Annotated in this window: 16 protein-coding genes and 1 pseudogene; 2 read left to right on the top strand and 15 right to left on the bottom strand. The window is 55.3% G+C overall.

All coding sequences use genetic code 11. The annotated features are described in order from the left end of the window. Positions 1-78: 78 nt before the first annotated feature. Together WA922_RS09920 and WA922_RS09915 are read left to right on the top strand one after the other, a co-directional pair. On the top strand, positions 79-633 hold the full coding sequence (locus tag WA922_RS09920) for a hypothetical protein (RefSeq protein WP_424771544.1): 555 nt from the start codon (positions 79-81) through the stop codon (positions 631-633). Further along, positions 633-1,670 carry a relaxase/mobilization nuclease domain-containing protein gene (locus WA922_RS09915; protein WP_424771543.1) on the top strand — a complete coding sequence of 346 codons (1,038 nt, stop codon included), beginning with the start codon at positions 633-635 and terminating at the stop codon, positions 1,668-1,670. The genes WA922_RS09920 and WA922_RS09915 overlap by 1 nt, the downstream gene beginning before the upstream one ends. Here WA922_RS09915 and WA922_RS09910 read toward each other — a convergent pair. From WA922_RS09910 to WA922_RS09840, 15 genes and pseudogenes are all read right to left on the bottom strand, one after another. Continuing rightward, on the bottom strand, positions 1,667-2,467 hold the full coding sequence (locus WA922_RS09910) for an LPD7 domain-containing protein (protein WP_424771542.1): 801 nt from the start codon (positions 2,465-2,467) through the stop codon (positions 1,667-1,669). The two genes, WA922_RS09915 and WA922_RS09910, sit on opposite strands and share 4 nt — an antisense overlap. Continuing rightward, positions 2,460-4,295, bottom strand: coding sequence for a type IV secretory system conjugative DNA transfer family protein (locus WA922_RS09905; protein WP_424771541.1), 1,836 nt, complete (start codon positions 4,293-4,295; stop codon positions 2,460-2,462). The genes WA922_RS09910 and WA922_RS09905 overlap by 8 nt, the downstream gene beginning before the upstream one ends. After that, positions 4,267-5,277 carry a P-type DNA transfer ATPase VirB11 gene (gene virB11 / locus WA922_RS09900; protein ID WP_424771540.1) on the bottom strand — a complete coding sequence of 337 codons (1,011 nt, stop codon included), beginning with the start codon at positions 5,275-5,277 and terminating at the stop codon, positions 4,267-4,269. Before virB11 ends, WA922_RS09905 begins: the two co-directional genes overlap by 29 nt. Further along, positions 5,277-6,467, bottom strand: a complete 1,191-nt coding sequence (gene virB10 / locus WA922_RS09895) for a type IV secretion system protein VirB10 (RefSeq protein WP_424771539.1) — start codon at positions 6,465-6,467, stop codon at positions 5,277-5,279. The genes virB11 and virB10 overlap by 1 nt, the downstream gene beginning before the upstream one ends. Then, the gene (virB9, locus tag WA922_RS09890) at positions 6,467-7,327 is read right to left on the bottom strand and encodes a P-type conjugative transfer protein VirB9 (RefSeq protein ID WP_424771538.1); all 861 of its coding nucleotides are present in this window, start codon (positions 7,325-7,327) and stop codon (positions 6,467-6,469) included. The genes virB10 and virB9 overlap by 1 nt, the downstream gene beginning before the upstream one ends. Continuing rightward, positions 7,324-8,010, bottom strand: a complete 687-nt coding sequence (locus WA922_RS09885) for a virB8 family protein (protein ID WP_424771537.1) — start codon at positions 8,008-8,010, stop codon at positions 7,324-7,326. Before WA922_RS09885 ends, virB9 begins: the two co-directional genes overlap by 4 nt. Positions 8,011-8,013: 3 nt before the next feature. Beyond that, the gene (locus tag WA922_RS09880) at positions 8,014-8,370 is read right to left on the bottom strand and encodes a hypothetical protein (RefSeq protein ID WP_424771536.1); all 357 of its coding nucleotides are present in this window, start codon (positions 8,368-8,370) and stop codon (positions 8,014-8,016) included. 10 nt (positions 8,371-8,380) lie between these two features. Next, positions 8,381-9,376 (bottom strand): type IV secretion system protein, encoded by a 996-nt coding sequence (locus tag WA922_RS09875; RefSeq protein WP_424771535.1) that lies wholly within the window; start codon positions 9,374-9,376, stop codon positions 8,381-8,383. Positions 9,377-9,404: 28 nt separating this feature from the next. Beyond that, positions 9,405-9,662, bottom strand: a complete 258-nt coding sequence (locus WA922_RS09870; RefSeq protein WP_424771534.1) for a hypothetical protein — start codon at positions 9,660-9,662, stop codon at positions 9,405-9,407. A gap of 2 nt (positions 9,663-9,664) precedes the next feature. After that, complete coding sequence (locus tag WA922_RS09865; protein WP_424771533.1) at positions 9,665-10,369, bottom strand: type IV secretion system protein; 705 nt, start codon at positions 10,367-10,369, stop codon at positions 9,665-9,667. A gap of 39 nt (positions 10,370-10,408) precedes the next feature. After that, on the bottom strand, positions 10,409-12,802 hold the full coding sequence (locus tag WA922_RS09860; RefSeq protein ID WP_424771532.1) for a VirB4 family type IV secretion/conjugal transfer ATPase: 2,394 nt from the start codon (positions 12,800-12,802) through the stop codon (positions 10,409-10,411). After that, on the bottom strand, positions 12,795-13,139 hold the full coding sequence (locus WA922_RS09855; protein ID WP_424771531.1) for a type IV secretion system protein VirB3: 345 nt from the start codon (positions 13,137-13,139) through the stop codon (positions 12,795-12,797). The genes WA922_RS09860 and WA922_RS09855 overlap by 8 nt, the downstream gene beginning before the upstream one ends. Positions 13,140-13,144: 5 nt before the next feature. After that, positions 13,145-13,510 carry a TrbC/VirB2 family protein gene (locus WA922_RS09850; RefSeq protein WP_424771530.1) on the bottom strand — a complete coding sequence of 122 codons (366 nt, stop codon included), beginning with the start codon at positions 13,508-13,510 and terminating at the stop codon, positions 13,145-13,147. Next, positions 13,507-14,172 (bottom strand): lytic transglycosylase domain-containing protein, encoded by a 666-nt coding sequence (locus WA922_RS09845; RefSeq protein WP_424771529.1) that lies wholly within the window; start codon positions 14,170-14,172, stop codon positions 13,507-13,509. The genes WA922_RS09850 and WA922_RS09845 overlap by 4 nt, the downstream gene beginning before the upstream one ends. Before the next feature lie 217 nt (positions 14,173-14,389). Further along, a pseudogene (locus WA922_RS09840) lies at positions 14,390-14,504 on the bottom strand (IS5/IS1182 family transposase); the annotation flags it as partial.

The raw sequence follows: 14,504 nt of genomic DNA, 5'->3' as shown, positions 1-14,504 counted from the left end.
GGGTATTTGTCTTAATTGCAGGATATGCCTAGCGGCGCTTGTTGTATTACAATGCCCGTGTTTCACGAGGCAATTTTAATGGCGACAAATACCCATCCGGCAACTGCGATGCTTAGCATAAGGCTTGATACGAGTGTCCTCGCTGCGCTCGATAGTTTCGCGGTAGGGCGGGGCGGTCGAAGCGTGATTATGCGGCAGATGATCGAACATTTGCTGAAAGAGAATATCGGCCTTCCGCTGATCGAGCCTTCCGAAGGTTCATCATGCAATCGTGTCTCGCTGCGCTTTACTGATGCCGAGATTGCAGTGATCGAATATCGCGCATCGCAGCGCTCAACAAATCGGTCAGGCTGGATAAAGGCATTGGTGCGCCGACACCTTGCTTTGAAATCTCGCGTCGATGATGGGCTTCTGAACGAACTCGCGCCGATCAGAATGCAACTGCTCCGCATTGGCCGAAATCTCAATCAAGCGATGAAGGCTGCCAATTTGCGAATGATGGATGATGGCGACAAGAAAATCGAAAACGACCTTCGACGGATTGCCGACATGCGGATGGAAATTGCCGAACAGATCGCAGCAGTCGGTGATGCCATGCATGGCGATGTGGGCTACTGGAAGGTTGCGGACTAATGGGTCTGGAATCGGCCTTGTGGGAAGCGACGCGGCCCGCATACCGGGTGCGTTATATTCATGATCCGAACGGCTCACTCCATATCCCGCTTTATGGAAGCTATGGAGCTGCCAATGGAAAAACGGCGCGGGCAAAGCTGTCGCGGATCGTGCGCGGTGCGCCGGAGGTGTTGGTGAAGGTTACAGGCCGCCAGCGCGGTGGTAGCCATGTAAAAGCCCATCTCGACTATATCGGGCGCAAAGGGATCGTCGACATTGAAAGCCGCGATGGAGAGATCCTGACCTCAAAGGATGATGTTGCCGAGCGTGCAGCAGAGTGGAGCGACACGTTGCAATGGCGGTCGCGGCCAACCGTATCATCGGTGTCATTGGTATTTTCGATGCCAGCAGGAACCGACCCCGAAAAGGTGTTGGGAGCGGTCCGTGCGCTTGCCCACAGTGAGCTGAGCGACAATCATGATTATGTCCTGGCATTGCACAGAGATACGCCGCGTCCGCATGTCCATCTGACTGTGCAGGCCGAGGGCCTGGATCGCATTAGATTTAATCCGCGTCCTGCTCAGCTTAGCCGGTTTCGTGAGCGCTTTGCCCATGAACTACGCGCGCGCGGCGTCGCTGCGGAAGCCACCCCGAGACGCGCGCGCGGTCGCGGTATTGCTGGATCGAGTATGGCACTGGTCAAATTGCGCGCTCGATTGGCAAGTGGGCCAAGCCCGGCAATGACAGATGCAGACCGGCGCACTAACGAACAGGCGGTTGCTGTTGCGCGCGGCCAATCAAATCTTCCACCATTTATCGCAAAAGGTAAATCCCGCTGGCAGCAGATACGGCATGCTTATGAGCAAGCTGCTGCTGCGCTCGGAGCAACCGGAAAATCCGAGGACCAGACGCTAGCAGACGATGTTCGCAAATTCCTTGATAAGCATCCCGATATGAATGCCACGCCGGAAATTTTTGCCGCGCATCATGCCCGGAATCTTGGTATTGAGCGTAAGAAACCAGAACAGTCGCGTGAGCCTTCACCCAAACGATTTTAACGCGTTCTGCCGTCTTTTTTCATTGTCTGATCTTGGGTGATTTCACGCACGCGCTGGGCCTGCTGATTGCGGACCTGGATGGCTGCGATACTATCTCCGCTGGCAATGCGCCGCGCCACATCCTGACGTTTCGCTTCAACTTCTTTTGATGCTTTTGCCGGATCATCAGGATATTTTGCTCGTGTGATCGAGATGGTTTGGGCGACAAGGCTCTGGGCGCGTCTTAGCTCTGGGTCACGCGCGTTTTCCTCATGAGACTGTTTTAAGAAGCGATCAGAAAGGGTTTTGAATGTTATTGTTTCATTCGCGGCTTCTGATGATTTGCTATTCGGCTTTTTGCCTTCACGCCGCTTCTCGCGCTCCGCAATACGTGCTTGTAATCGCTCAGCTTCGGCACGAACAATTTTGGACGGTTTGTAATTTTCTACTGCCAGCCCTTGCGCGGCAGCGGCAAGGAATGCGGCTTTCTTAAATTTGTCCCCGCCGTTGATCCTTACAGCGGTCCATCCATTAGCTTTGGCAATCCGCAATATGTCAGGCAGGGCATCAATGTTACTGGTTTTGAGGCGGTCAGGTTCCAATCGAACCAGCGGCTTTTTATCATCCGAAGTTCTGTAAATCTTAATGCCAACGCGCAGGAATCTTCCTGACAGATCATCGGTAATTGTCGGTTTTTCTGCCTTTCGCTTTGGCTTCTTCGGCGTGGCTTTATCGAGCGTTGATTTGGATTGGCCGGTTTTTGGTCTAGCGGCATGGCCACTTTCTGACGAGGAGTTACCTTCGAGTTTATCAGCCATTTTCGTCTCCCTCCTCAATAATTCCTCTTACTTCGCCATCGCGAATGAGCGTCATCGTATCAGCCAAAAAACTGGGATTATCCCTCGTCATAATATCCTCCTGTTTCATCGGACGTGTCTCGTGCCCAGCTGCTTCCGCTTCGGTCATCTCACGGAACGGTGCCGTGACCTCGTTCCTTCGCGCCTTTTTGGGTGTGAGAGGCACAATCGGTGGAGAAAAGGCGCGGCGTTTGAAGAAGCGGCTGCTGAAATAGGCGATCTTCGAGCCAATGATTGGCGGGATGCCGCCGCGCAGAAGGATCAACTTGTCAGCTGAAAATTGCATCAGTTCCTGCGGTAGCATCAAGGCGCGGCGTTGTTCTGAAATAGATTTCGACCGATTGGCGAGTAATCCATTGATCGTCAGCGACTTGGTAATGCTGTCCTGTCCCACATAACCGATACGTTCGGACAGATCGTTGGCGACGCGCAGTTCCTTTGGCGTAAACGCCACTTCGACGCCGCAATTGGCTACGATTTCATCGGCGACATGCTCGCCATAAACGCCGCGCAATTGAGAACGCGACTGAATGACCGGAAGGAGCCTGATCCCGTAACCTGCGACATAGGAAAAGGCGCTGGCAATCACCGATGCGCGGCCAAGCCGCGCAAATTCATCTAGGATGACCAGCACTGGTATCGGCGTGGTCTCACCCGGTAGTTCTCGCACGTTGAGGTCGATAAGCTGCTGGAACAGGAGATTGTAGAGCGGGGCTATACGGTCCAGTTCATCGGGTGATACGCCGAGATAGATCGAGATAGGGCGTTTGCGGAGTTGGCGAAGATCGAAGTCGCTTGCTGCGGTTGCGGCATCAACCAGGGGATTGAGCCACAGACCGAGGACGTTTGTGATCGTTTTCTTGACGTCAGCAAAGCTATTGTCTGAACCACCAGCAAAATCGGCCAGCGCCGTGCGGCATCCGACGGATAGCTTCAGACTGGGAGTGTTCAGTTCCTTTTGGAAAAAGCCCCGCGCATCGCCTTGGTTCAAGTGGCGATAGATTGCGCCCATCGTTAGAGGCTCGTCGCTGGTTTCGGCAATCCATGCACCGACACCAGCAAATCCGGTCCGTGCGCCATTGGCCCAAAAGGATTCGCCGTGGTCGGGTGCAACAAACAGCATTGTTGCGATCTTTTGCAATTCGATAATGACATCATCGGAATCATCGCGGTTGATGTAGGCCAGCGGATTGTAACGGGCAGTGCGGCCTTCGCGGTCGGCCGGATTGAAAAGATACACGTCCTGACCATAATGAGCGCGAAACCCCGCGCTGGCGTCGTAATTTTCGCGTTTCACATCGAGGACAACAACGGAACCTTGCCATGTCAGCAGGTTGGGAATGACAATACCGGTGCCTTTACCCGAGCGGGTTGGAGCTTCGACGATGACATGCTCGCTCCCACCAAAGGTCAGGAAACGTCCGCCTTTGCGGCCGAGGACGATACCGGAGCGGGCGCGAAAGCCGTGGCGCTTGACCTCGCTTTCACGGGCGAAGCGCGCAGCTCCATGCAGCGGCGCACCGGGAGCCCAAAGCGCATAGATTAGGCCCACCAGAAGTAAGCCGCCGCCGACCAAACCGCCCGCCATCGCCCGCACAACGTGCGGATCGCCGCGATAATACCAGACGAACTGGGGAATTTTGAGCGGATCATAAGCAGTGACGGGCAGACCTAGAATAAGCCACCCAATCATACTGGCTATGGCGAGTGCAATGAGCAGCCCGAACGGGATTCCGATGAGTAATCTTAACGCCCCGCCGTCAGGCGGCGTGCCTGCCTTCTGGGTCATAATAGATCTCCGTTACCCGAAATTTGCCGTCAGTCTTTTTGATTTGCACGACGCAATCCACGAGCATTTTTAATAAAGCCCGAATATCATCGCGCGCAAGATCGGAGCCTCCTTCGCTTTCCTTGACCAGCAAAGTCAGCTGCTCGAAGGCCAGTTCGGCGGAATCGGCATGGATGGTGGTGATCGATCCTGGATGCCCTGAATTGACGTTGCGCAGGTAAAAGAACGCCGTCCCATCCCGCAGTTCCTGAAGCAAGATACGATCAGGGCGCATCCTGAGCGCGCTTTCGAGTAAATGCTTGGCAGTAACATTGGCGGTGCCTTGCCCGTCTTTTGCATAGAGCATGTGCACGACATTCTTCTGGGGAACGATCAGTTCGCGCGTGTCTTCGATGGTTAAGAGCCGTTCTTCGGAAGGGATTAGTTGGATTAATCCCTTGGAAAATGTGGTTTTGCCAGAGCCGGTTGCGCCCGAGATGAGAATGTTCAGTTTTGCTTTGACCGCAGCATCGAAGAACGCGACATGATGACCTGCGCGCAGCAGTGTGAGTAAGTCTAACTCATGCTGGCTGACCTTTTTTTCAGAAATCCGAGTGTCCTTGAACAAGCCAGCTGCCTCGAAATCATCCAGTGTCATGGTTACGGACGATGGCTTGCGAATGGTGATTGAGACCGTTTCATCGGGGACGACCGGAGGGACAATGATTTGCACCCGCTCGCCAGTTGGAAAAACGGTCGAAACGATAGGATTTTCGCGGGTGATGTCCTGCGCTGTATAGGCGGCTGCAGCAGTTGCCAGCGCCATAAGCGTTTTGAAATCGAGCGAAGGCTCGTTTTCCCATGTCCAGCACCCGCCCCGCTCTATGCCGACCTCACCGGGAAGGTTGATGACCAGTTCGGTGACGCTCTCATCACCGAGATATTTAGCTAAAGGCTGGGTCACGCTGTCCAGAACAGCGGTGTTTTTACCCGGCGCGGCCATTATTTGAGCGCAAGGCCGTAAACGGTCGAGAAATCGAAGTCCTGTGCGACGGTTATTCCAACGTCCTCACCCTGATTTTTGCGCAGGACCGGCTTGATGTCGCCATTCTGCTGCAAGACGGTGGAGGCTGCGTCGGAAGGAACGCGGGTGGCATTCGAACCATTGTTGCCGACCGCTTCTGCTCCAACGGTCGCTGCATCCTCGACGAGACTGAAAAGCAAAGCGGTGCCAAATCGTTTCCAGAAGAAACTCTCGACTTTACCGTCTACGCCGCCGCGACCAAGTGCGTCGGTTGCCGGCGAGCCCACATCAATCGCGATGCCGCGCGGTGTCACTGCTCGCGTCCAAAGGACAAACAGGCGGTATTGTCCGCGATTGAGGCCGCCTTGATATTCGCCAAAGATTTTCGTGCCTTTTTCCAGAAGCACAACCCGGCCATTGTCGGAATATACATTGCGCGGAACAATACAGCTCACATAGCCGGGCTGACTGGAATCCATCGCGGTCTGCAGAACGCACGGGATGAAACTTCCCGCTGTAATCAGGAAATTCCGGTCAGGAAGCGTCCGGGCCTGAGCTTGCCCGATCACCGACGCGCGCCGGAGCGTATCAAGGTTGGTGGATTGCCGTGGCGAATCTTCTCCGGGGCTTGCTCCATTTGCCGCCGCACCATAGTTGGCTGCACTGCCTCCACCGGCGCGTTCGCCGCCATAGGCAATCAGCGAGGATCGGCGCGCAGCTTCGCGCAGCGCCTCGGCTGGGGATTGCTGACGCTGTTGCACTGTAGCTGGTGCTTGGCCTTGCGAATATTGTGGCTGCTCGCCAATAGCAGGAACAACCGGTTCCCCCAATGGAATAGGCGCATTGGGATCGGTTCCAGCTTCTGCAAGCGTCGGTGCAATCACCGTGGCCGGGTCATAGTCTGCCGCTTCGAGCGCCGGTTTTGGTTTTACGGGCGGTAATTCTGAATTGCCGGTCAGCCCGGTTCCAAGTGCCAGTACCGTAAACATAAGCGCACCAGCGGCGGCGGCAAAGCCGATCATCTTTTTCGGGTCCATAGTGGTGCCGGGAATAGACGGCATTTTGCTACCGCGTTCGCCCGCCGGGCTGCGGTCAATTTCGTCTGGGTCAGGGGTTTGATCGACTTTAGCGCGTTCAGCGGCTCCGACGTCATTGGCTGTATCGGCCATCACCGTGTCTCCCCATCATCTGTGCGTTCGACGATGCTTGACGCCGTGCCAGTCTTGGGATCGCGTCCATAAAAATCAGGTGCTTCATTGAAGATGCACAGCACCTTCTTGCCGCGCCTCAAACGAAGCTGCGCAAACACGCCGTGCACCACCACAAACTCATCGCGAACATCTAACGGAACAATGCTCTCAGTGCCATCCGGATTGATAGCAAATATTGCAGGTAATTCGCGCTGGTTTGGGAAACGCAGCGCAGTAAACTGCCCATTGTCAGTGATTTCGGAAGGCTGGATTTCCGATGATCCTTGCACGCTATATTTGAGATTTCGTGTGCCTTCGAGAACACCAAGATCAAGCGCCGAGCGTATTGCTCCGGATTGCAGCGCGACTGCTTGGGAATATGCTGCCTGCGTTGCAGCAGCTTGTGCCGCCGCTGCCTCTTCGCGCGGATAGCGGAAGGCTACCTTAAAGAAGGTATCCGGTGTTCTTTCTCGAATGGCTCCCCGGCGTGCGCTCAATTCGAATGTATAGGTTCGGTTTCCTGTGTTTGAACGCGTGATGACGATCAGATTGGTTGGGCCAGCTCGTTCGCGCGGCTTGATGAACAGTGAATTTTCAGCCGGGGCAACTTCCCAGGAGATCGTGTCGCCGAGCGCGACATGCTCGACGCGTTCGCCCGGAGAAAATACGATCTGGGTTGCCGACCGAAAAACTCCGACAATACGGAAGACCTGATTTTCGTCATAGATGACTTCGCGGATTCGGTTGTCTTGCGCCGTTGGCTGAGGGGTTTCACCAGCCATTATTGGCGATCCGCTAAACAGCAGCGCCAATAGGGTGAAGTTTCTTAGATTTTTCATGGTGTGACCTCCAGATCAGCGCGGTAGGTTTGCACTTCGAGCCCCAGCGGATTTTTGAACCGTTGCTGTTCGGTAGTTGGTGTGTCGGTGGTATCGTAGGTCACGGTTGCGATGGCCTGCGTGTCGGTAACGCGCGACCCTTGCTGGAGCGATTTGGTGAAGCGTATTTGCGCTACGTTTTCGGACACGAATGTGACCGATTTGACCGCGATGAATACCGTATCAAGATCGGTAAAGACGTTCTGCGGCGAGCTTGCATTGTCTTTGCTATAGAAGGCGGTCCAGCGTGCCTGTTCCTCGCGTGATGACATCGCCAGCACGCCCTCGAAAAACTCTTTGCGTGCTTGCGGTATCCAGCCCTCGCGGTTGCGGACATAATCGGCGAGGAAATATTTGGCGACAGCCTCATTATAGGTAATCTGGTTGTCGCCAGTCATTTGCGCGGTGATCTCGCTCGCGCCGGTCGCCTTATCGACGGTGATAACGTAGGGCGCGACGGTCTTAAGCGGTGTCAGCATTGCAACAGCGGCAACGCCGGTAATCGCAAGTCCGCTTGCTATTGCTGCTACCATCCAAGCGAGCCGCTTTGAACGACGTGCTGCAACAAAGCGGTCGCGGTCCCAGCTTGCGCTTTCCGCAAAATAGGCTTTGAGATCATCTCTGTCGGTGACGCCGCCTGCCATCACTCAGCAACTCTGATAAACGCGCTTTGGCTGCGCGCTACTGATAGGTGGGACTACGGGTTGGGTCTGGGCGCCGGGCCTTGTTGCGGGTTTTGGGAGCGCGGATGATTTGCTCGGGAATACTTCAACACCTTCACGTTTCGGTTCCTCGCCCGATTCATTACCAGACGGCTGCCCTGCAGGCGTTGACGTGCCAGTCTCGGGATCGACGGTCGGTAATATCGAGCCGTAAGGGTTGGCTGGCCTGCGCTTTTTACCGTCGCACTTGGAGAGCTTGGGCGACTTTGGTGCAGCGGCAATAGGGCTGGCAGGTATCGAGATTGCCAAGGCGGCAATCAGAGCCATGATTTGTTTACGCATATTTTGCTCCTTAGCTTGTTCCGCGACTGACCGAACCTGATGTCCGCATTCTTGCGATACCGCGCGCGAAGCCGCGTTCAATGGCGCGGCTTGTTGCCTGCGCTCCGGTCGCGCCGCGCCCGATAACGAACCCGCCTGCTGCTGCGATTGCCGATGCGAACTGGTTGGCGAGGGCGGGGCCACCGCCACCTAAAGATGCGGCGAGCATGGGAATTTGCAGGAAAAAGAAAAAGCCGAGCGCGTAAAAAGCCAGAGCCTTGATTGCGGCCACGCCTATTTCGTCATTTTCAGAAATTGTGGCGATTATCGCTTCGCCGGTCTGGGTCAGAAACAGCGTCAGAACGAGCGCGAAGACGATCAGCATCAGATAGTTGATGCACGCGCCCAGCCAGGCAAAGAAATAACCGCGCGTGGACTCGAACAGGAGTGCCGCGACAAAGAGCGGACCGACCACTGATAACAAAGCCAGCGCAAACAGACCAAACGCGCTGATGACGAACCCGATAGCAGCACATAACAAGGTGGCTATAAGGACCATCACCACCAGAAAGCCCGAAAATACGGCATAGCCAATATCGGGAAGCGTGCCTTGAGTTTCCTGATAATTCGCCGCGATCTTGCGCATAGTGTTGGCGGTTTCAAAGCCGGTGCCTGCCAGCTTGTCATAAAAGCCGCCAAGGCCGCCAACATCCGCGCCGCCAAGAGCTGTGGCGAACTGGCTTGGCAGGCCTCCAAGTGCGAACATGCCGATCTGGGTTCCGTAAAGCGAGGTTACGGCAAAATAGAGGAAAGCGAGTTGGCAGCCGCGATAGACGTATTCGCGGAATGGATATTGCACAGCGCCGCGCATGATCGCGTAACCCAGCAGCGAAATGTAAATCACAATGCCGATCCGCAGCGCGGGCGATACAATGCCGATTATAGCAGCATATTTACCGACGATTGCGCCCAAGGCGGAGTTAAGCGCCTCAAACATCGTGGTAAAAACATGATCGCTAAAATCCATTTCGGCATCTGGTCCTTTTGGCTTGGTTCTATTGGGTCAGTTGAAGCTGTGACTTGGCGAATGCTGCTGCACGGCAGTTGGTCGTGACCACGGCAGGCTGTTCGCTCGCCTGGGCATTCGAACCTGCCCACCGGCGGCAAATTTCTTGCATCGGACCAATCTCGGCAGGGTGGGCAGCGTAATATTTCCAACTTCTGGCTGGCATATCGCTGTCCGTGCCGTCCGAAGTCTCAGACGCGCCGCACCCCGCGAGCAACATCAGGATCGTCAGGGGTGCAGCCCGCATGGTCATTGTCCCCGGTAGTAGCGGCTTGCTTCATCAAGCTTTTGTGCCAAGGCAGCTTGGCCCTCGGCAGCGCGAGCGCGTTCCTGTGCTTGTTGCTGCAAAGCGATGGCTTGCAAGCGCAGCTGGTCATTCTGCATGGCGGCAGATTCCAGTTGCAACCGCGCGGTCAGATCAGCGACTTCCTTGGCCGTGGATGCGGTGGTCAATCTGCTGCGTAATTGGTCCAGCCCCTGCGACCGCGATGTAACAGCAGCGCCGACATTTTCTGCAAGGCCGGCATTGATACCAATGTTGCGCGCATTGAGATCAAAGGCAGCGCGCGACTGTTCCGAGCCTGCCAGACCAAGCCGGTCAAGAAGTCCGCGATAGACTTCATCGGCCTTCGCGCGTCCTGCGCCAACTACATTAAGATCGCCATTTCCGAACCCTTCGAGCGAACCGTTTGATGTATCAAGCTCGCGCAGTGCATCGGTTTTGAGCTGCTGGGCTAATGCCGGAATATCGGTGAGCTTGTTTAAATCCTCATAGAGCCTTTGCGCTTCGGCAATTTGTTCCTTGCCTTGCTCGACCATTTGTATGGTTTGCCTGACCGTGTTGATTTGCTGGATCAGGCCGGCGCTGTCATGGACGGGCATTCCTTGGGCAAAAGCGGGCAAGGGGGCTGCGAAAAGCAGCGTGGCACTCAGTATCTGTGTCAATTTCTTCATCGTCTTACCTTTCTTCATGGTTCAGCGTCATTGTTGGATTCAGCTGGGACGCCTCCGGCTATGGAAGAGGGGAAGCCAGGCGGCAGGGTCGCTTCCTACCTCGGCTATGATTTCATCGACTTGGGCTGTGGTTTCGGCGCGACCAGACAGGACCCCCAGCGCGTCATCGAGACCGCTCAGATCAAGTTCGACCACCACGCTGTCATGGCCCTGTTTGACCAGAAACTTGTGGCTTTCAGGCGAGAGGTCTTCACGCACGAGTTTGAATTCGGCTTCTGACAGGGCGAATCCATCCACATAATCACGCCGCGCACCAAACGGATTGGGCAGCATGATCTTGGTTGCGACCTGTTCGAGGATCGAATGGCTTATGTCGCTTTTAAGCGCGTCTGCTGGTGACTGTGTTGCAAAAACCATGAGTGCATTGCGTTTGCGATAGGTTTTCAGGCCATCTTGCGCAAAGCGCCGAAAGGCTTCATCGCCCAGCGCCTTCCAGAATTCATCAATGCAAATAATCATCCGCTCGCCGGTTAGGAGCTGGTCGATCCGGTGAAACAGGTACAACATGACAGGTGTGCGGATATCGGCATTGTCGAGAAAATCGGTCATGTCGAAGCCGATGAATCGCGCATCAAGCGTCATGCTGTCATCGGGATTGTCGAACACCCAGCCTAGCGATCCTTCCGACGTCCATTTTTCCAGCCGCGCGCCAACGCCTGCCGCATCTTTCATGCCGAGCATTGAGCGCAGCGCGCTTAGCGAACGGTCAGCGACGGGCAGTTTCATGACTGCATTTATGCCGTCCTCAATACGTCGTTCTTCCTGGACCGAGATGGGCTTGCCATCGGCGCGGACCAATTGGCGGATGAAAAGCGAGAGATAGCTTTTGTCCGGGGCGCAGTCTTTCAGCGCTTTGAGCGGAGAGAAGCCGGTGGCGATGCCATTATGCAATGCGAGATAAGTACCGCCGCTTGCCTGCACAAAAATTTGCGCGCCGCGATCCTTATCAATAAAAATTTGACGCGCGCCGGTTTTTTCCGCCTGAGCCATCAGAAAGTTGAGCAGCACGGTCTTGCCGCCGCCAGAGGGACCAATGATCAGCGTGTGACCCAGATCGCCTTTATGGAAATTGAAGAAGTAGGGGCTTCGCGCGCTGGTTTTGAGAAGCGCTATTGCGTCACCCCAATGATTTTCGGTCGCTTGTCCCGCAGGAAAAGTATGGAATGGCGAAAATGCGGCGAAATTAAGCGATGTGATAGGCGCGGGCCGGGCGCGCCACGCGAAATTGCCGACAAGCTGCGACCAATAGGCGGCTTCAAGCGCAGCACCTTCTCGTGCTGCGACCATCCCGGTATCGGCAAGCGCCGCTCGCGCCACAGACATATGATCGCGCAAGGCGCGCATACTTGTGCCATAAACGGCAAGCGTGAAATGGTGATCGCCCAGAACAAAGCGGTTTGACATCAGATCGTCGCTTGCATCAATCAGCGCATCAGCCTGGCTGACCGCGCGGTCGCCTGAATTTTCCATTTGCGTCATGCGCAGGCGGAATTTCTCGGTTGCTGCGGCCCGCCCAAGGAATGTGAAGGATTGTGTCAGCACGAACCCGAAATCGACCGACAGCAACGCTTCAAACTGGCGCGGGGTAGTTTGCGCAGGATATTCGCGGATTCCAAAGATCCCGCCAAAGGCTGAAGTGTCGGCACCGCGAACCTCGATAGTTTCCGCGCCAAAAATCGTCCGCGCGCGGTAAAGCGCGCCGCCCAGATGCCCGCGAACCACGGGAACACGGACATGGCGTCCGGTCATCACCATGTCTGCGACTTCCATCGCTTCGGAAAACATCAATCCGCGATGTGCATATATCCCGCAGCGGCGCGGCTGACAGCGCGCCATGAGCTTTTCAAAGTCGCGAGCCTTGTCGTCGAGCAATTCGACTAGTGCCTCGTCAATCAGCGGACTTTTTTCCGCTTGCCCGGAAACCTTCCGCTTGAAGAGCCGGATGATCTTGTCGCTTCCAGTCGCAGCAGGGCGAATGACAAGGCTGACAAAGAAGCGGTTGATGAACATCCGCTCCCGGTTGATGCGGCCAAAATAGGCGCGGTCCAGATCGGCAGCGAAACCAGATTTGAATGCCCCGCCGGGATATTGATCCACGCGCATCCTGATAAGATGGGTCCACACCGACAACCGTTCATCATGCAGGTTTCTAAGCAATCCGTTTAACTTCGTATGCCAGTCGTTGAGATCACGCACATCCGACGTCTCAAAGGCGCGGCCAGTGAGTTCGAAAGTCACCATGATATCGCCGGAATCAAGCGCGACCATTTCCTCGTTTATATGGCGCGCATACGGTAAGAATTTTTCAGGCGTTGCTTCGCGCTGCGCTATTTTTAGCGGCACAGAATTGTTGGAGGCGAGCAATCTACCCATGACGACCGAAGCCTTTGCGGCGCAGGCCTGTAAGAGGCAGCGGCGAGTAGCTGCTGCCTCCCCAAAACGCTCGGTTTCGGTTGCCTGCTTTCGTCCGGCCCCAAAGGAACAGCAGGCGAAATGCATTAACATCATGCCGCACGATCAGCCGCGAAATTGAATAGCCAAAAGCCGCGATCAATGCGGTATAGAGTGGGCTGTTGCTTTGAATCAGTACCGATGCGCTGGCGATTAACAGTAACACCGCCGCTTCAATTGGAATCCCCGCCCAGAGCGCCGGGCGCGTCACCGCGAGGAACAGCGTGTTTTTTGTCAGACTTTCGGTTTCATCGTTCATCGCCGTCAGCCTGCAATGAGACCGACGATGGAATCCGCCGAGAAGACTATGGCGATACCAATAATGACCGTCACCAGAACTGCGGTCGAGGCGCGGCCTGTAAACCAGAGTAGGCCGGTTACAATTACGGCGATGACTGCCAGTGTTCGAAGGAGGGTCGATGATAAAAGCCCGCGCACGTTGCTGGCAAAGCTTTCCAAGTTCTGCGCGTATGCGGGTTCGGGGATCGCAAACGAAATGAACACCGCAGACAAGAGGGCTATGCTCCAGAACACCGCACGTTGGCGCTTGTTTTGAAGCTGGTTAGATTTCGTTGCACGGGATGTGCGCCGCACCTTAGCGCCCCGTGCCAAATTTAGGATGATGCTCATATGCTGCCCCTTTCATTATTTGCGAGAGCTTTGGTTTCGCGTTCGTAAGCCGCACGCTCAAAGAGGTTCCATCTCGGGGGCGGTGCAGGGCGAGGTGGCGCCTGTCGCGCCACGTTTTCCGTGACGATATTTACCCGCAGGTCATTGCTGGTTTCCGCGATTGGTTGCGATGCAGTGGGGGCATAGGACACTTGCCTATCGGCAATGCCAGCATTGCCGACGACTTTGGCGACATAGCCATTGCGAAATCCACGCGATTGGCTTCCTGTATTATACATTGAGAGGGCAATACGAAGGGCGCTTTGTGGGTCGCGCCCCGCTTTTACCGAATTATAATTCTGAGTAAGAACGCGGCCTAATGCTGCAATGTTGGTGCAGGGGTCGAACACCGTTTCCCATGTGAGGCCAAGCCAGCGCATATTGCGGGAATTGATCTGGCCAAGGCCCAGATCGACTGAATAACCTGCTGCAACATAGCGTTTAGCTGTGGCGGCAGCTGCTGCAGCGCTGGCCTGGCGGCGCGGTTGCCGTCCTCCGTTGACGTTGAGGGCGAAGACATGGCCGCGGCTTTCAGTATGAACAATCGCGATAACCGTTTCCGGCGCTACCGACGGAGCACATTGAAGTGCCAGTGATGCAATAGTTGCAGTAGAGTATGCCATTATTCAGCGCGCTCCAAGTTTCTGCGTATTACATCCAATCTTGTGATGCTTTGCATTGCGCTTCATTCCCGATTTACGTTTCTCCTCCAAATTATAGATGCTGATTTATTTGTTCAGCCATAGATTCAGGAAGGCGTTACAGCCGTTTCGACTTGCCAATCGAAACCCATAACGGGCTTTGACCTTCAATTTTGACCTTGCGGCCTAGGCTCAGGACTCATTGATTGAGCCAAAAGATGACGGTTGCGGCGATGCAGATGGCGGACATGAAAGTGTGTGCGCATCTGTCATAGCGAGTGTGGATGCGCCGCCAGTCCTTGAGTTTTCCGAAC

Source organism: Pontixanthobacter sp., from assembly GCF_049682855.1.
In the GTDB taxonomy this organism is placed as follows: domain Bacteria; phylum Pseudomonadota; class Alphaproteobacteria; order Sphingomonadales; family Sphingomonadaceae; genus Pontixanthobacter.
The sequence above is the reverse complement of the archived record's forward strand: the minus strand, read 5'-3'. Positions and strand labels throughout refer to the sequence as shown.